Source organism: Paenarthrobacter sp. NPDC091669 (assembly GCF_044756725.1).
Classification (GTDB): domain Bacteria; phylum Actinomycetota; class Actinomycetes; order Actinomycetales; family Micrococcaceae; genus Arthrobacter; species Arthrobacter bambusae_C.
The window spans coordinates 22,368-38,944 of record NZ_JBIVTK010000007.1 but is presented as its reverse complement, the minus strand read 5'-3'; the positions used below and the strand labels follow the sequence as shown (position 1 = coordinate 38,944).

The 16,577-nt window shown below is 64.0% G+C and carries 14 protein-coding genes and 1 riboswitch; of the genes, 12 read left to right on the top strand and 2 right to left on the bottom strand.

What is annotated here, in order from left to right; translation table 11 throughout:
- Nucleotides 1-5: 5 nt before the first annotated feature.
- Both ACIQLI_RS12810 and mscL read right to left on the bottom strand, forming a co-directional pair.
- Nucleotides 6-899 (bottom strand): amino acid-binding protein, encoded by an 894-nt coding sequence (locus ACIQLI_RS12810; RefSeq protein ID WP_354231204.1) that lies wholly within the window; start codon nucleotides 897-899, stop codon nucleotides 6-8.
- Between the two features lie 200 nt (nucleotides 900-1,099).
- Entirely contained in the window at nucleotides 1,100-1,576 is a 477-nt protein-coding gene (mscL, locus tag ACIQLI_RS12805) for a large conductance mechanosensitive channel protein MscL (protein WP_400388898.1), read from the bottom strand.
- A 217-nt stretch (nucleotides 1,577-1,793) separates the two neighbouring features.
- A riboswitch (glycine riboswitch) is annotated at nucleotides 1,794-1,892 on the top strand.
- A 159-nt stretch (nucleotides 1,893-2,051) separates the two neighbouring features.
- Here mscL and gcvP point away from each other — a divergent pair.
- The 12 genes from gcvP to ACIQLI_RS12745 all read left to right on the top strand — a co-directional run bounded on the left by gcvP (nucleotide 2,052) and on the right by ACIQLI_RS12745 (nucleotide 16,514).
- Nucleotides 2,052-4,904 carry an aminomethyl-transferring glycine dehydrogenase gene (gene gcvP / locus ACIQLI_RS12800; RefSeq protein ID WP_400388895.1) on the top strand — a complete coding sequence of 951 codons (2,853 nt, stop codon included), beginning with the start codon at nucleotides 2,052-2,054 and terminating at the stop codon, nucleotides 4,902-4,904.
- Between the two features lie 11 nt (nucleotides 4,905-4,915).
- On the top strand, nucleotides 4,916-6,064 hold the full coding sequence (gene gcvT / locus ACIQLI_RS12795) for a glycine cleavage system aminomethyltransferase GcvT (protein WP_400388892.1): 1,149 nt from the start codon (nucleotides 4,916-4,918) through the stop codon (nucleotides 6,062-6,064).
- 228 nt (nucleotides 6,065-6,292) lie between these two features.
- Nucleotides 6,293-6,676 carry a glycine cleavage system protein GcvH gene (gene gcvH, locus ACIQLI_RS12790; RefSeq protein WP_354231196.1) on the top strand — a complete coding sequence of 128 codons (384 nt, stop codon included), beginning with the start codon at nucleotides 6,293-6,295 and terminating at the stop codon, nucleotides 6,674-6,676.
- A complete protein-coding gene (gene glyA, locus ACIQLI_RS12785) occupies nucleotides 6,673-7,992 on the top strand; it encodes a serine hydroxymethyltransferase (RefSeq protein ID WP_400388888.1) in 1,320 nt (439 codons plus the stop codon). Before gcvH ends, glyA begins: the two co-directional genes overlap by 4 nt.
- A gap of 456 nt (nucleotides 7,993-8,448) precedes the next feature.
- Nucleotides 8,449-9,849 (top strand): L-serine ammonia-lyase, encoded by a 1,401-nt coding sequence (locus ACIQLI_RS12780; RefSeq protein ID WP_400388885.1) that lies wholly within the window; start codon nucleotides 8,449-8,451, stop codon nucleotides 9,847-9,849.
- A gap of 94 nt (nucleotides 9,850-9,943) precedes the next feature.
- Nucleotides 9,944-10,963 carry a lipoyl synthase gene (gene lipA, locus ACIQLI_RS12775; protein WP_089594525.1) on the top strand — a complete coding sequence of 340 codons (1,020 nt, stop codon included), beginning with the start codon at nucleotides 9,944-9,946 and terminating at the stop codon, nucleotides 10,961-10,963.
- A gap of 579 nt (nucleotides 10,964-11,542) precedes the next feature.
- Complete coding sequence (locus ACIQLI_RS12770) at nucleotides 11,543-11,998, top strand: hypothetical protein (protein WP_400388882.1); 456 nt, start codon at nucleotides 11,543-11,545, stop codon at nucleotides 11,996-11,998.
- An 86-nt stretch (nucleotides 11,999-12,084) separates the two neighbouring features.
- Nucleotides 12,085-12,921, top strand: a complete 837-nt coding sequence (locus ACIQLI_RS12765; protein WP_400388879.1) for a hypothetical protein — start codon at nucleotides 12,085-12,087, stop codon at nucleotides 12,919-12,921.
- A gap of 1 nt (nucleotide 12,922) precedes the next feature.
- Nucleotides 12,923-13,435 (top strand): hypothetical protein, encoded by a 513-nt coding sequence (locus ACIQLI_RS12760; RefSeq protein ID WP_400388876.1) that lies wholly within the window; start codon nucleotides 12,923-12,925, stop codon nucleotides 13,433-13,435.
- Nucleotides 13,432-14,703: a hypothetical protein gene (locus ACIQLI_RS12755; RefSeq protein ID WP_400388873.1), complete on the top strand. Its 1,272-nt coding sequence runs from the start codon at nucleotides 13,432-13,434 to the stop codon at nucleotides 14,701-14,703. Before ACIQLI_RS12760 ends, ACIQLI_RS12755 begins: the two co-directional genes overlap by 4 nt.
- A 159-nt stretch (nucleotides 14,704-14,862) precedes the next feature.
- Nucleotides 14,863-15,927, top strand: a complete 1,065-nt coding sequence (locus ACIQLI_RS12750) for an FUSC family protein (RefSeq protein WP_400388870.1) — start codon at nucleotides 14,863-14,865, stop codon at nucleotides 15,925-15,927.
- Between the two features lie 86 nt (nucleotides 15,928-16,013).
- Nucleotides 16,014-16,514, top strand: a complete 501-nt coding sequence (locus ACIQLI_RS12745; protein ID WP_400388868.1) for a MarR family winged helix-turn-helix transcriptional regulator — start codon at nucleotides 16,014-16,016, stop codon at nucleotides 16,512-16,514.
- The last annotated feature ends 63 nt before the right edge of the window (nucleotides 16,515-16,577 follow it).

Here is a 16,577-nt window from a genome sequence, read left to right as displayed (position 1 = left end):
GGCGTTCAGCAGCGGGCTCTCTCCGGTGCCGCCGGGCTGTGTGCCAGGATCTCCGCGAGTTCAGCCAGCCTATGCGCCCGGGCGGACTCGGCCGGCGTGAACGGTTCGCCGGGTCGGGAAAAGACCAGTGGGCCGTTCCAGGCGGTGGGGATTTTGAGGACGTCCGGTGAAGGCCCGACGCCGGCGCTCGTCGCGGGTGCAGGATGCTCCGGATCGCCCGGGACGATTTTGGCGGAAAGCAGCTCGGCGACTGCGTGCGGAAGTTCCTTCGGGTTTCCGGCAATCCGGGTTGCCAGGGTCAGTGCTTTGGTCTGGCCATCTGCCATGGCCAAAGCAGTGGTGGGCCAAACAAGGGACCCACACCCACCGCCGTCGGCCAGGGCTTTCAGCAGTTCCTGCTCGGTGACGTCGCCCGGTGCGGAGAGAACAAACTCGTCCATGACAGTGCCGATGTGTCCCGGGCCGAGGGACCTGGCGCTCGTCACCGGGTGGACGTGAAGGCTGAGGATATTGGTGCCCAACCTGGCCAAGGACTGCGTGACCGTCTGCAGTGAACCCGGCTGGTCCAGCAGCACCGTTCGGGCCCGCCACAGGGCCGGTGCCAGATGTAGTCTGTGCCGTTGGCGGAGAGCCGGCGCGTGCAGCCAGCCCCGGAGGACCTTGGCAGCTGAAGGTTCGGCCACCCAGATCACCAAAATGGTGGCGGTCACTGCAAGTAGCAAGACCTTGGCCACGTAGGGGAGGGTGGTTCCAACCACGGCTGCATGAACCAACAGCTCGATAGGAAGCATCACCGCGATGTTGGCGAGGGTGAGTCGGGCTTTGGGCGGTTCGGGCAACTGACCGCAGACATCACAGAGAAGATCCGCGGTGACGGAAGTGCTCGGGTTGGGCTTCATGTTCCCATGCTGCCCTGCCCCCGTTTCGCACCGGTTGCCAGCGCGTCACGTTCTGTGGACGAGCCGGTGAACGTGCGCTCCTCCCCGGTTTTGAGGGTGTCCATGCGGGTCCGCCAACGTAAGAACCCGGCGCCCTCGCGGAGAGAACACCGGGTTCGGTGAAGCAACTTGGAACCAACGCCCGCGGGGAGCTGAAGATTCTAGCGGGTGCGGTCGGAATCGAGTTCGGAGTCCAGGTCCGACTCGAGGCCAGAGGTCCGGGCAGTGCTGCGGGCGGCAGCGGCGTCCTTCAGAAGGTCACGGATTTCGGCCAGAAGGGCAGTATCTGCCGGAAGCGGCTCTTCCTCGGGTTCCTCGGTGGAGAGTCGGTCCTTGACCAGGGAATTGATCTTGTTCATGGGTGCCACGAAGATGAAGTAGACCACGGCAGCGGTGATCACAAAGGTCACGAGAGCCGTCAGCACAGCTCCGATGTTGATGAACGTGGCGGGGTTGTTTTCCCAGATCTTGAAGCCGAGTCCGTCGGCGTTCATGCCGCCTGCGGCGGCGATCACGGGGTTGATGATGTGATTGGTGAAGGCTCCGACGAGTGCCGTGAACGCGCTGCCGATGACTACGGCGATGGCCAACTCGATCACGTTGCCGCGAAGTATGAAGTCCTTGAAACCCTTGAACATGGATGATCCTCCGAATAGGTGCAGTGTCTGCCTCCAGCAGAGATCAAAATACCACTCCGGGGTTTCCAGCTGGTGTAGGAGGGATGTGAGAGAGGGCTGGCGGGAAGGGCTCGGGATGTGAGAGAGGGCTGGCGGGAAGTAGCCACACCTTGCTTGCGCTTTCTCAAAACAACCCGCTATGGTGTGAAGCGTGTCACTCATGGTGATGCAACGCTTTTGATCTGCGGCGGGAGAGTCCTGCCGGTACATCCAGTCAGGCGCCGTAGGAGCAAATCCTCCCCAGGAATCTCTCAGGCCCATGTACCGCCGCGGTTAGGCAACTCTGGAAAGCAGTCCGGGTAACCGGACTCACCGACGGTGCAAGCAGACGGAATGTGGAAACACAGTCTGCGGAATCTCTCAGGTCCAATACAGAGCGGGGAGGAACCCCACATCATCGTGGCGCTCACTGGGCGCCTGAATCATGGAGTTCCTCTTGACTGTTCAATCAACCCCCACCGCCTTCGCGGACCGGCACATTGGCGCCCGCCGCCAAGCCGACGTTGACACCATGCTCAAGGCCATCGGCTACGACTCTGTCGACGGCTTGGTAGATGTCGCGGTCCCCGATTCCATCCGCCAGGAAACGGCCCTGAAGTTGCAGGACGCCCTCTCCGAGGTGCAGGTCCTCGCCGAGCTCCGCAAGCTCGCGTCCAAGAACAAGACCGCTGTCCAGATGATCGGCCAGGGCTACTACGACACCGTGACGCCCCCGGTGATCCGCCGCAACATCCTGGAAGCTCCCGCTTGGTACACCGCCTACACGCCGTACCAGCCGGAAATTTCGCAGGGCCGCCTCGAAGCGCTGCTCAACTTCCAGACGATGGTGCAGGACCTCACTGGACTTCCCGTAGCCAACGCCTCGTTGTTGGATGAAGCCACCGCCGTTGCTGAAGCTGTGCTGCTGATGCGCCGCGCCAACAAGAACAAAACTGCCAAGGACGGCAAGACTGTCCTGGACGCGGACCTCCTCCCGCAGACCATCGCGATCGTGAAGGGCCGCGCCGAGGCGCTGGGCTTCGAAGTTCAGATTTCTGACCTTTCGGCCGGGCTTCCCGACGGCGACATCAACGGCATCGTCCTGCAGCAGCCCGGGGTTTCGGGCCGGGTTTTCGACCATACCGCTGTGATTGCTGACGCCAAGGAACGTGGAGCACTGGTCACGGTGGCCGCGGATTTGCTGGCGCTCACCCTCATCACGCCTCCTGGCGAACAAGGTGCGGACATCGCCGTCGGAACTGCGCAGCGCTTCGGTGTCCCGCTGTTCTTTGGCGGCCCGCATGCTGCCTACATGGCCGTCCGCGAAGGCATGGAGCGCACGCTTCCCGGCCGCATCGTGGGCGTCTCCAAAGACAACGCCGGCGTCCCTGCGTACCGTTTGGCACTCCAGACCCGCGAGCAGCACATCCGCCGCGAAAAGGCCACGTCCAACATCTGCACCGCGCAGGCATTGCTCGCCATTGTTGCCTCGATGTACGCGGTGTACCACGGTCCCGAGGGCTTGAAATCGATCGCCGAGACCGTCCACGGACACGCCCGTGTTTTGGCTTCGGCCCTGCAGAAGGCCGGCCGGGAACTCGTCTCCGAGTCCTTCTTCGACACCCTCACTGTCCGTGTCCCGGGCAAGGCCGACAAGGTCATCGCAGCAGCCGAAGCCCGCGGCATCAACCTGCGCCTCATCGATGCCGACACCGTTGGTGTCTCCGTTGATGAAACCACGACGCCGGAGGTCCTCTCAGCAGTAGCCGTCGCCTTCGGTGCCGGCCCGGTAGGGGCCGCATCCGGGTTCGAACTGCCCGCTGACGTGGTCCGAGTGAGTGATTTCCTGCAGCACCCGGTGTTCAACACGCACCGTTCCGAGACGCAGCTGTTGCGCTATATCCGCAAGCTGTCGGACCGGGACCTCGCACTGGACCGCACCATGATCCCGCTGGGTTCGTGCACCATGAAGCTGAACGCCACCGCTGAGATGGAGGCGATTTCCTGGCCGGAGTTCGCCTCCATCCACCCGTTCGCTCCGGAGCACCAGACAGTTGGCTGGCGCGAACTGATCGAGGACCTCGAGGCGGACCTCACCGAGATCACCGGATATGACCAGGTCTCCATCCAGCCGAACGCAGGGTCCCAGGGCGAGCTCGCAGGTCTGCTGGCGATCCGCGGCTACCACCTGTCCCGCGGTGATGGGCAGCGCACTGTCTGCCTGATCCCGGCGTCGGCCCACGGCACCAATGCAGCGTCTGCTGTGCTGGCAGGCATGAAGGTAGTGGTGGTGGCCACGGCTGCTGACGGCACCATCGATCACGCGGATCTGACGGCCAAGATCGAGGCCAACAAAGACGTCCTGTCCTGCATCATGATCACCTACCCGTCCACGCACGGTGTGTACGACGCCGACGTCCGCGAGGTGTGCGACGCGATGCACGCAGCCGGCGGCCAGGTGTACGTCGACGGCGCCAACCTGAACGCGCTGGTTGGCTTGGCCCAGCCGGGCAAGTTCGGCGGCGACGTGTCCCACCTGAACCTGCACAAGACCTTCTGCATCCCGCACGGTGGCGGCGGACCGGGTGTTGGCCCTGTTGCTGCGAAAGCCCACCTGGCTCCGTTCATGCCGGGCGACGCGAACAAGGCGTCCCATGAGGAAGGGCACGGCGTGGCCATTTCTGCCTCGCGCTACGGCTCGGCCGGTGTCCTCCCGATTTCCTGGGCCTATGTGAAGCTCATGGGTGGGCAGGGTCTGACGGAAGCCACCAAGTCGGCTTTGTTGGCCGCCAACTATGTTGCTTCCCGCCTGGATGAGCACTTCCCGGTTTTGTACACCGGTGAGGGCGGGCTGGTGGCCCACGAATGCATCCTGGACCTTCGCGAGCTGACCACCCGCACGGGCGTCACGGCCGAAGATGTGGCCAAGCGCCTGATCGACTTCGGCTTCCACGCGCCCACCCTCGCGTTCCCGGTGGCGGGCACGTTGATGGTGGAGCCGACGGAGTCCGAGGACCTGGCCGAAATCGACCGCTTCGTCGAAGCCATGATCACCATCCGCGCCGAGATCGAGCAGGTAGCCAGCGGTGATTTCACTGTTGAGAAGTCGCCGCTGCGCAACGCACCGCACACGGCTGCCGCCGTCGTCAGTTCCGGCTGGGACCGTGACTACCCGCGTGAGCAGGCCGCTTTCCCGGTCCACCACCTCAAGCAGGACAAGTACTTCCCGCCCGTCGGCAGGATCGACGGCGCCGCCGGTGACCGGAATCTTGTGTGCTCGTGCCCTCCGCTTGAAGATTTTGAAAACTAAGGACTCCCGACATGCCTGATAACTACACAGCTCTCTATGAGCAGCACAAAAAGGCCGGCGCTTCCTTCACGGACTTCGGCGGCTGGCAGATGCCCCTGAAGTACGAGTCGGAGCTCGCCGAGCACCACGCCGTCCGCAAGTCCGCGGGCTTGTTCGACCTCTCCCACATGGGCGAAGTCTGGGTCAGCGGCCCGGAGGCGGCTGCCTTCCTGGACTACGCGCTGGTGGGCAAGCTGTCCGCGGTCGCCGTGGGCAAAGCGAAGTACTCGCTCATCTGCAACACCGACGGCGGCATCATCGACGACCTCATCACCTACCGTCGGCCCTCTCCCGAGGAAGGTGCGGACAAGTACCTGGTGGTGCCCAACGCAGGCAACGCCAAGGTGGTGGCTGCGGCGCTGCTGAAGCGCGCGGCAGGGTTCGACGTTGTGATGGAAGATGCCTCAGCGGAGACTTCGCTGATCGCGGTGCAGGGCCCCAACGCCGAAGCCATCCTGCTGACCCTGGTTCCCGCCGATCAGCACGCGCTGGTCACCGGGCTGAAGTACTACGCCGCCGTGGAGGTACGGCTGACGTTCGACGGCGGTACCCTGGACCTGCTGCTGGCCCGAACAGGCTACACCGGCGAGGACGGCTTCGAGATCTACGTCCCGAACCTCGACGCCCCGGGCCTCTGGGAAGCACTGCTCGAAGCCGGCGAAGGCCACGGCCTCATCCCAGCAGGCCTCGCAGCCCGCGACTCGCTGCGCCTGGAAGCCGGCATGCCGCTCTACGGCAACGAACTTTCCATCCACGTCAACGCCTACACCGCAGGCCTCGGCCCCGTAGTTTCCCTGGCCAAGGAAAGCGACTTCGTTGGCCGGGAAGCGCTGACGTCGATCAAGGCAGCCGGCGTCGGATCGGCTCTGGGCCAGAAGCTCGTGGGCCTCAAGGGCGCCGGACGCCGCGCCGCCCGCGCCCACTACTCGATCCTCAAAGACGGCTCGCTCATCGGCGAAGTCACCTCCGGCCAACCGAGCCCCACGCTCGGTTACCCGGTAGCGATGGCGTATGTCGACGTCGAGCATTCAGAGCCGGGCACCATCGTCGAGGTGGATCTCCGCGGCAGGGCAGAGCCGTTCGAAGTTGTGCCGCTGCCGTTCTACAAGCGGGCAAAGTAGGTCCCGGCGGGAGTGACATCCTCCGCGGGCTCGGTCGCAGAAGCGCCCGCTGGGCGGACGCGATGCTCCCTTGGACGCCCGCTTCCGGATGCCACTCCCACAGGGGCTTTGTTACCGAAAGTCACTTCCACCGGGGCTGTGGCGCTGTTTGAACCCCTAAGCGCTGGGGATGGGTCTACCTGCCGTGGGTGATCTTGAAAAGTTTTAATTAGTGAGAGAAGGAGTCTGATGAGCAAGGTAGTTGCTGGATTGAAATACTCGGCTGAGCACGAGTGGGTTGCCGTTGATGGTGACGGGCCTGTGGGGATCGGGATTTCCGCGGTTGCCGCTGATGCCTTGGGCGACATTGTGTATGTGGACCTGCCCGAGGTTGGTTCCACGGTGACCGCCGGCGAGACGTGCGGCGAGGTGGAATCGACCAAGTCGGTGTCCGACCTGTACTCGCCCGTGACGGGGGAGGTGACCGGGATCAACGACGCCGTCGTCACCGATCCCGCCCTCATCAACAACGATCCTTACGGCGCGGGCTGGCTGTTCAAGGTGGCCGCCACGGAAGAAGGGCCGCTCATGTCAGCCGAAGAATACGCTGCAACGAACGGTGGAGAACTGTGAACCCGGTATCTGTGACTGAATACCAGCAAGTGGTGTCGGCGTCGTTGGACGCGCGGCTGTCCGAGCTGGATCCTGAGATCGCTGCGAAGATCGACGACGAACTGGGTCGCCAGCGCGACGGCCTGGAAATGATCGCCTCGGAGAACCACACGGCCGTCGCCGTGATGCAGGCACAAGGTTCGGTGCTGACCAACAAGTACGCCGAAGGCTACCCCGGCAAGCGTTACTACGGGGGCTGCGAGCACGTCGATGTGATTGAGCAGCTCGCGATTGATCGCATCAAGGCCCTGTTCGGTGCTGAGTTCGCGAACGTCCAGCCACACTCCGGTGCGCAGGCCAACGCCTCCGTGATGCACGCCCTCATCAAGCCCGGTGACACCATCATGGGCCTGAACCTGGCCCACGGCGGGCACCTGACCCACGGCATGCGGATCAACTTCTCCGGCAAGCTCTACAACGTGGTCCCCTATGGCGTTCGCGAGGACACCCACACGGTGGACATGGCCGAAGTAGAGGCCCTGGCACAGGAGCACAAGCCCGCACTGATCGTGGCCGGCTGGTCCGCTTATGCGCGGCAGCTGGACTTCGCTGAGTTCCGCCGGATCGCCGACTCCGTGGGCGCCTACCTGATGGTGGACATGGCCCACTTCGCCGGCCTGGTGGCTGCGGGGCTGCACCCCTCGCCGGTCCCGCACGCGCACGTCACCACGTCCACCACGCACAAGACCCTCGCCGGTCCCCGTGGCGGCATCATCCTCTCCAACGACGCCGACATCGCCAAGAAGATCAACTCGGCCGTGTTCCCCGGCCAGCAGGGCGGCCCGCTGGAGCACGTCATCGCCGGCAAGGCTGTGGCATTCAAGATCGCCGCCTCGGAGGAGTTCCGTGAGCGTCAGGAACGCGTCCTCGCCGGCGCCCGCATCCTGGCCGAGCGACTGGTCCAGCCCGACGTCGCCGCCCAGGGCATCAGCGTCGTCTCCGGTGGAACGGACGTGCACCTGGTCCTCGTCGATCTCCGCAACTGCGAACTCGACGGCCGGCAAGCCGAAGACCGCCTCGCCGCGATCGACATCACCGTCAACCGCAACGCCGTCCCGTTCGACCCCCGCCCGCCCATGGTCACCTCCGGACTGCGCATCGGCACCCCGGCGTTGGCCACGCGCGGCTTCGGCGAAGCGGCCTTCCGCGAGGTGGCGGACATCATCGCCGAGGCACTGATCGCCGACGCCGACGCGGACCTTTCCGGGCTGCGTCACCGTGTTGATGTTCTTGCGAAGGCGCACCCGCTGTATCCGGGAGTCGCGAACCTGAGCTAGTCGCTCGGTTGCGTTGGCCGATGGGCCTGAAGTCCTCGGCGGGCTCGGTCGCCTTCGCCCGTTGGGGCCGACATCCTCCGCGGGCTCGGTCGCATAGGCATCCGCTGGGCGGATGGGATGCTCCCTTGGACGCCCGCTTCCGGATGCCGGCCCCAAGGGGGCCCGCCGGGTTGCACATAGCCGGGTTGCACACAGTCGGGTTGCACAGATGGGGCACGACTCGCGGGTTCGCTTGTTTGAGAGATTGGTCCAGCTGCCGGGGGTTTTCTTCGGGCGTTGGGTTGGTTTGGGAATGCGTTGGTGTTTTGTCCGGTTCGGGGGGTTGCTGCGGGACATGCCGTGGACGCGGCGTGTTTTGCAGCGAAGCCCCGAACCGGCGAAGTGTGCTTTGGGGTCCGTTCCGTTTGTTGGGGGCGGGGCGGGTTCAATGTCGTTTTACTTAGTGAGGAAATAGCCATGGCCGTTGGAGTCTTCGATCTGTTCTCTGTGGGTATTGGGCCGTCGAGTTCGCATACTGTGGGGCCGATGCGGGCCGGGGCGGTCTTTGCCCGTGAGCTTCGTGAGTCCGGAGTGCTTGAATCCATTGCCGGTTTGCGGGTTGATCTGTACGGATCGTTGGCCGCCACCGGTAAGGGACACGGCACTTTCACGGCCGTCCTGCTGGGGCTGGAGGGATACGACCCCGAGGAGATCCTGCCTGACGAGGTGGAGGAGCGGCTGGCTTCCATTGCCGACACGGGGAAGCTCAACCTGGCTGGCGGGGTCCTCCTCGACTACGCCCTGGAGGACATGGTTCTGCATCCGTTGACGGTGTTGCCGCGGCATACCAATGGGATGAAGTTTGCTGTTTCTGATGCTGAGGGGAACGTGCTGCGGGAGGCGACGTTCTTTTCGGTGGGTGGTGGGTTTATTGTCCGGGAGGGTGAGGAAGACGCGGCCCTTGAGGATCTTGAGGAGTCCAAGAAGGAGTTGCCGTTGCCGTTCCGGACGGCGGCGGAGTTGTTGGGCCGGTGCCAGTCCAAAGGGTTGGGGATCAGCGACATCATGTTCATCAACGAGCGTGCGTCCCGGTCCGAGGAGGAGATCCGGGAGGGTCTGCTGCATATCTGGCAGGTGATGGAAGCCTGTGTTGAAACGTCCTTGAAGCGTGAGGGTGTGCTTCCTGGCGGGTTGCGGGTCCGGCGTCGTGCGCCTGATTGGTTGGAGCGGCTGCTCAAGGAGGACAAGGACCGGAATGATCCGAAGTATTGGCAGGAGTGGGTGAATCTGATCGCGTTGGCGGTCAATGAGGAGAACGCTTCGGGTGGCCGGGTGGTGACGGCGCCGACGAATGGTGCTGCGGGGATTATTCCGGCGGTGCTGTATTACGCGTTGAATTATGCGCCGGGCATGGACAAGGCTTCCCAGCAGGATCGGGATGATGTGGTGGTGAAGTTCTTGCTCACTGCGGGTGCTGTGGGCGTGTTGTATAAGGAGCAGGCGTCCATTTCGGGTGCTGAGGTGGGCTGCCAGGGTGAGGTGGGATCGGCGTCGTCGATGGCTGCTGCTGGTTTGGCTGAGGTGATGGGTGGTACGCCGGGGCAGGTGGAGAATGCTGCGGAGATCGCGATGGAACATAATTTGGGGTTGACGTGTGATCCGATCGGCGGGCTGGTGCAGATTCCGTGTATTGAGCGGAATGCGATTGCTGCGGCGAAGGCGATCAACGCGGCGAAGATGGCGTTGTGGGGTGATGGGACGCATCGGGTGTCGTTGGATGAGGTCATTGTGACCATGCGGGAAACGGGCAAGGACATGTCCGATAAGTACAAGGAAACAGCGATGGGCGGCCTCGCCGTCAACGTTGTCGAATGCTGAGTTGTGAGGCCCGCTGTGCACGGTATGCCGAAGCCGAAGGGCGCAGAACAGGCCCCGCAACGCAAGAATTTAGAGATCAACTCGAAGGAACGTCATGACACTCGCCCCTGAAGGCCGTAAGTTGCTGCGCGTCGAGCAGCGTAACTCGGCGGTCCCGGTTGAACGCAAGCCCGAGTGGATCAAGGCCAAGGTCCAGATGGGTCCGGAGTTCGTCCAGCTCAAGAATCTGGTGAAGAAGGAAGGCCTGCACACGGTGTGTGAAGAGGCCGGTTGCCCGAACATTTTTGAGTGCTGGGAAGACAAGGAAGCGACGTTCCTGATCGGCGGGTCTGAGTGCACCCGGCGCTGTGATTTCTGCCAGATCGATACCGGTAAGCCGTCCCCGGTGGACATGTTCGAACCCACCAAAGTGGCGCGGAGCGTCCAGGCCATGCAGTTGCGGTACGCCACGGTGACCGGGGTGGCCCGTGACGACCTCGCCGATGAGGGTGTGTGGTTGTACGCCGAAACGGTGCGGAAGATCCATGAACTGAACCCGGGCACCGGGGTGGAGTTGTTGATCCCGGATTTCTCCGGCAAGCCCGAGCACATCGCGGCGATCTGTGATTCCAAGCCCGAGGTGTTCGCGCACAACGTGGAGACCGTGCCGAGGATTTTCAAGCGGATCCGCCCGGCGTTCCGGTACGAGCGGTCCCTGGATGTCATCACGCAGGGCCGGGATTTGGGCATGGTGACCAAGTCCAACCTGATCCTGGGCATGGGCGAGACCCGCGAGGAAATCTCCGAGGCGCTGCGGGACCTGCACGCGGCCGGGTGTGATTTGATCACGATCACCCAGTACCTGCGCCCGTCCGAGCGGCACTTGCCGGTGGACCGGTGGGTCAAGCCGCAGGAGTTCGTGGACCTCCAGCACGAGGCCGAGGAGATCGGGTTCCTTGGTGTGATGTCCGGACCGTTGGTGCGGTCCTCGTACCGGGCCGGGAGGTTGTGGGCCACCGCGATGCGGAAGAAGGGCCGGGACATCCCCGCCCACCTCGCCCACATTGCCGAGGGCATCCAGGACTCCGGCACCACCCGCCAGGAAGCCTCCACCATCCTCGCCGCCCACGGCTAAGCCCCACACAAGGACCCTCACTGCGTTGAAATCATCCCCACCAACGGCAATCCGGCTCTACAGCTTCAACTCCTTGGACGCCCTCCCGCACCTGGTGTGACCGCAACAGCTCTACAACCGGAAGCGTCCATGCCCGACGGCGGTCGGTCACCTCCAAGAGGCGACCGACCGCCGTCGGGGGTTAAGTCATAAACCCCAGCACTCGAACACCAGCGCAGTTTTTGCTCAAGACGGGCACAATGTTCGCGCAGTCAGGTGGAGCTGCGTGCTGCGGAGGATCGCAAAGCCAGCGGACGGCGCCCGGGTCGCGTTGACTGAAACTGAGTACCCACCGCCCGGCCCTGACTGCATTTAGCGGCGCCCATCCAAGTAGTCCGCCGCCAGAACCTGAGTACTTGCATGCGGTATGAGCGTATTTCTGACCCCTCGTTCGGGCTTAAAAGAGGCGTACAGCAAAGGGTAGCCACGGAAGCCTGGCGCACAGAAACATGGGGGCATCGCTTCATTCGACAACAACGTTCGGATGCTGGGGGTTGCGATGCGGCTCCCCGGGACATAGAAAAACCAAGGAGTCTTATCATGCGCAAGCTTTCCAAGAAAAGCCGGATCACCGCTGCTGTCGCCGGCGTGGCACTGGTAGCCGTCGGCGGCGGGGCTGCCTATGCCTACTGGACCACCACGGGCTCAGGCAACGGCTCAGCCGCCACCGCGTCCGGCGGCGGAACGGTGACGCTCCACGCCACGTTCGCCGCTGGGCTCGCACCAGGCAACCAGGTCGATGTGGCCTACACGGCCGATAACTCGACCACCTCCAGCACGGTGGTGGGCGCCCTCTCCGCGAATGTGACCACCAACGTGGCCGGTTGTCTTCCGGCTTGGTTCGAGGTCACCGCGGTGACCAGCAGCAGCCCTGTGGCGGCCGGTTCCACCGGAACCTCAGTGGGCAGCGGCGTCCTGAAGTTCAATGACAGCACCACCGAGAACCAGGACGCCTGCAAGTCGGCAATCGTGACGGTCAACGTCTCAAGCCTGTAGCACCGGCCTGCCGGGGATCATCCTGCGAGTGGTGATCCCCGGCTGATCCTTCTGCCCAGCACCGAATACGTCCGAAAAGAGCTTCCATGGACCCCCGCCCAGAGCGCACCGCGCCATTGCACCGAGTCGCGATACCACTACGCGCGCTGCTCCTGGCGTTGGTAGTGGCATTGGTGCCTGTTGGGGCACTTGCCGCAAGCGATGCACAGGGCGGTCAGGCCAAGGTCACCAAAGGAATCACCGTGACGTTGTCGCCTTCAAGCCGCACGGTGGATCAGGGTCAATCAGCCACGTACACGGTGTCCGCAGCATCCACGGGAGGTTTTACGGGACCGGTGACGTTCGCCGCCACAGGTCTGCCGGCAGGAGCGGCAGCTGCATGGTCGCCGTCGTCGGTGGTGTTGACGTCCGGAGGCACCGCCCAGGTGGCGTTGACCATCACCACGGCGCCCGCCACCCCGGCTGGAAAGACCAACTTCACCGTGAAGGGGACGGCCGGAACTCTCCAGTCGTCAGCGCAGGCGCAGTTGCACGTCCTGGAGGTAAACCGGACCTTTGATGTGAGCGGTACTGTCAGCGGGCTGCTCGCTCCGGGAGTTACACGGTCCGTGGACCTGCTGATCTCCAACCCCAACAACAAGGCCATCGCGGTGAGCAATCTGACGGTTGCCATCAGCCAAGTGGTGAGGACTCCCGCCGCGGTGGCGGCCAACCTGCCGTGCACTCCGGCCGACTACACGCTCGCCCAGTACTCCGGAACGTATCCGCTGACAGTGGCGCCGGGGAGCCGCTCCCTCTCATCGCTGGGGGTTCCTGAGCCGAAACGGCCCCAGATCACCATGCTGGATACGTCACAGCTCCAGGATGGGTGCAAGGGTGCCACCATCCGGCTGACGTTCAGCGGAACAGGACAGGCGAACTGACATGACCACAGTCCCAACTCCGCGCATCCCCACTCATGGCCGGCTTGCACGAACTGCTGTGGCCACCGTGGCCCTCTGCGTCCTGGGCGGCGCAGGTTCCGCCTATGCCTACTGGGCGGCTGCGGGAACAGGCAGCGGTTCAGCAAGCAATGGCACCATGCAGGCCGTCACGGTGGACGCACTGGTCCCGGGCGACACTTCCCAGACCAGCCTGGTCCCCGGCGGAACCGCAGACGTCCTCCTTCGCGCGTCGAACCCCAACCCGCACGCCGTCACCGTCTACGGTTTTGCGGCCAACGGGCCCGTGACCGCCGACGCGGCCCACCCCGGTTGCACCACAACGGGAGTGTCGTTCACACCGCCTCCCGTGCCGCTTTCACCGCCGCTGATCATCCAGCCGAACTCCTCCATCCTGCTGACGCTCCAGGGCGCTGCAGGAATGAGCGCGACGTCGGTATCCGCCTGCCAAGGCGCCGAATTCACCGTTCCCGTCACGCTGGAGGTACGGAAGTGAGCCGGCTTCGTCAAAACCGTCCTGTACCTGCTGTGTTCGGCTGGCGGAGCAGGCTCGCGATCATCGTGGCCGGCATCCTCCTCGTCTCCTGGGGAGGTCCGGCTGCCAGCGCATTCTGGGGCTCCATCAGCAGCGGGCCCGGCGCAGTAAAGGCCGATTCGGTAGCCCAAGGCGCCAGGCCCGCTACCGCCATCTCCGGCGCCAACGTGACGGTGTCATGGACGGCCGGCACGACGGCGGCAGGACGGTCCGTCACCGGCTACAGTATTGCGCGCTACAGTTCCGCTACGGGTGGGACGAAGGTTCCGGCGACAGGTGGATGCGCGGGAACGGTGGTTGGACTGGGTTGCGTTGAGGCCGGAGTGGCCGCGGGAACTTGGTACTACACCGTGACGCCCGCCCTTTACCTGTGGCAAGGAACCGAGAGCCAACGCAGCACTGCCACCACACCTGTCACGGACACCACAGCGCCCCTGGCTCCGGTGGTTACCGCGCCGGCTTACGTCAACCAGTCCACCGTGGGGAGCGTTCCCATCAGCGGCACGGCGGAGGCGAACTCCTCGGTGACCCTCACGGTGTCCGGTGCCGGCGCAGCGCCGGTGACGCAGACTGTCACCACCCTTGCCTCCGGTGTGTGGACCGCCGCTCCGTTGAACCTCTCGGCTTTCACTGACGGAACCATCTCCTCTTCGGCCCGTGCAAGCGATGCGGCCGGAAACACCGGACCCGCCGGGACGGCAACCTCCACCAAGGATGTAGTAGCGCCAACGGTCACCGCGGTCCAGCTGAACAACGGCACAGGGAAAACCCCGGGCATCGTAGAGCAGACCGACTCCGTGAAGCTCACCTTCTCCGAGATCCTGATCGCCAACACCATCTGCAGCGCCTGGACCAGCAACACCACAACGCAGACGCAGAGTGGAAACGGCAGCAGCCAGGTCCTGGTTAACATCAGTGCAGGCGACGTGCTGACCGTGTCCCAGGCGGGTTGCCCCAGTTTGAGGGTTGGCAGTGTGGCACTCGGTGGGAATTACACCGACACGGCCCTCACCTTCGCCGGGAACAACACCAGCGGCTCCATCCTGACGTGGAACCCGGGCGCCAAGACACTCACCATCACCTTGGGGGCGGGAGGCCCCGGGACGCTGACGGTGGCTGCTACGCCGACGCCACTTCCCGGATACGCTCCGGCAGCCGGAGTGACGGACCTCGCCGGCAACGAGCTCTCCACGACGCAGGTCAACAGCCTCGCAGCATCCCGCTTCTGACCCCCGGGTTTTTGTACAGATAATGCCCTGATAACGCGTGATTAGGGGCACTATCTGTACAAAAACTCCAAGTAGTCCAGGGCTCGGAGCGTAACCTTGAAACGGACGCCAGCGCCGTCGTCGTACGTTTGATCCTGCGACGAAAGGCGAGCCGCCCCCTTGAAGGCTGTAGCGGAAATGTTCACGATGGGTCCTGGAAACAAGGACCACCATCCCGCCCTCCGCTGCGCTGTAGGTGTGTTTGTTCCGCTGATCACGCTGACGCTGATCGGACGCCTGGACCTGGCAGTTTTTGCCTCATTCGGAGCCTTCACCGGAATCTATGGCCGCAATGAGCCCCACAGCATCCGCTTCCGCAGCCAGTTGCGTGCCGGCGGCTTCATGCTTTTCATCATCCTCCTTGCGACCCTCATGGCCCGCTTTGCGCAGAGCCCGGGGCTGGAAGGTGCCGCATATTCGTGGCTTCTGACCGCCGCGACCACCGTAGTGGCGGGCGTCTGCTCAGTGGTGGTGGCGGCCTGGAGGCTCCGACCGGGCGGTTCGCTCTTTCACATCTTTGCGTTTGCCGCCATCGCGTCCATCGCCGCGCAACCGCCTCTGTGGGAAGCGATGCTGGTATCGCTTCTGACCACTGTTTTCTGCCTGCTGATTGGCATGTCGTCCCGCGTCGTCAAGAGCCATCGGACGCCGTGGAAACGTCCGCCTCCCATCCGTCACACCGACGCCGAACGCCGCGCAATCTGGCTGGAAGGCGGCGGTTACCTGATTGCTGCGGGCCTTGCGGGGACCATTGCGACGCTGGTGGGGGAGCGGCTCGGGTTCGGGCATACCTACTGGGCGATGGTTGCGGCCGTGGTTCCGCTGGTAGGCCACTCGACGCGCCACCGCGTGAGCCGCGGCATCCAAAGGATCGCCGGAACGGTCATTGGGCTGGTGCTGCTGGCCGGGATCCTGTGGCTCAATCCCGCGCCGTGGGCCATGGTCATGGTGATCGCAGCCTGCCAGTTCGGCGCGGAAATGTTCATTGCCCGGCAGTATCTGGTGGCGCAGGTTTTCGTGACTCCGCTGGCATTGATTGCAACGCTGTTGGCGGCGCCGGTCGATCCTGGTTTGCTCCTGCGGGACCGCATCATCGAGACGGTCATTGGTGCCGCCGTCGGCGTGGCAGTGGTGGTGGCTCCGGCGGTCTGGCGGCGGGTACGCGGGGGTCCGGCCAAGGCCTGAGCGGCTGGACGTCAGCGGCAGGGGAAGTTATCGCCTAGGATCGATTGGTTAGACAAGCGAGATACATGTCTACCAAAGGACTGGTGATGAGCGACAAAAGTGAACGTCAGGGCTACTGGTACGGGCTTGAGAGTCGTAAGCAGATGGGCGCAGTGGACGTCCTGAACGCACTGAGGGACTATCGCTCCGCCGAGGCTGATATGCGCCGCCGCACGCGCGCCTCCATGGGGATGGGCGAAACCGACCTTGTAGCCTTGCGCTACCTGCTTGAAGCCGAGCGGGCCGGGCGCGATGTGGGACCCAAGGAGTTGGCGGTCCGTCTCGGTGTGACGTCGGCGTCTATGACCTCACTGGTGGACCGTTTGGTCAGGTCCGGGTACGTGAGCCGGGAGCCGCATCCTACCGATCGGCGTGCCCTCATTTTGCGCCCAACCCCGGGCTCCGACCAGGAGGTTCGCAGCACCTTGGGGGACATGCATTCGAGGATGATGGAGGCCGCCGAAACCCTGAGCGCGGAAGACTCCGCCGTGGTGGTGGAGTTCCTCCGGCGCATGCGCGCGGCCATTGACAGCGTCGCAACCCCCTGACGTCCCGGCTGGACATAATTGATAAGTACACATATAACTAGATAGCCAAGCTACTTACTAGTG

What these genes read in the sequence shown, in the direction of transcription:
- ACIQLI_RS12810 (WP_354231204.1), bottom strand. Translation starts at nt 899, where the DNA reads ATGAAGCCCAACCCGAGCACTTCCGTCACCGCGGATCTTCTCTGTGAT.
- ACIQLI_RS12760 (WP_400388876.1), top strand. Translation starts at nt 12,923, where the DNA reads ATGACCACAGTCCCAACTCCGCGCATCCCCACTCATGGCCGGCTTGCA.
- ACIQLI_RS12780 (WP_400388885.1), top strand. Translation starts at nt 8,449, where the DNA reads ATGGCCGTTGGAGTCTTCGATCTGTTCTCTGTGGGTATTGGGCCGTCG.
- gcvH (WP_354231196.1), top strand. Translation starts at nt 6,293, where the DNA reads ATGAGCAAGGTAGTTGCTGGATTGAAATACTCGGCTGAGCACGAGTGG.
- mscL (WP_400388898.1), bottom strand. Translation starts at nt 1,576, where the DNA reads ATGTTCAAGGGTTTCAAGGACTTCATACTTCGCGGCAACGTGATCGAG.
- gcvT (WP_400388892.1), top strand. Translation starts at nt 4,916, where the DNA reads ATGCCTGATAACTACACAGCTCTCTATGAGCAGCACAAAAAGGCCGGC.
- ACIQLI_RS12770 (WP_400388882.1), top strand. Translation starts at nt 11,543, where the DNA reads ATGCGCAAGCTTTCCAAGAAAAGCCGGATCACCGCTGCTGTCGCCGGC.
- lipA (WP_089594525.1), top strand. Translation starts at nt 9,944, where the DNA reads ATGACACTCGCCCCTGAAGGCCGTAAGTTGCTGCGCGTCGAGCAGCGT.
- ACIQLI_RS12765 (WP_400388879.1), top strand. Translation starts at nt 12,085, where the DNA reads ATGGACCCCCGCCCAGAGCGCACCGCGCCATTGCACCGAGTCGCGATA.
- ACIQLI_RS12745 (WP_400388868.1), top strand. Translation starts at nt 16,014, where the DNA reads ATGAGCGACAAAAGTGAACGTCAGGGCTACTGGTACGGGCTTGAGAGT.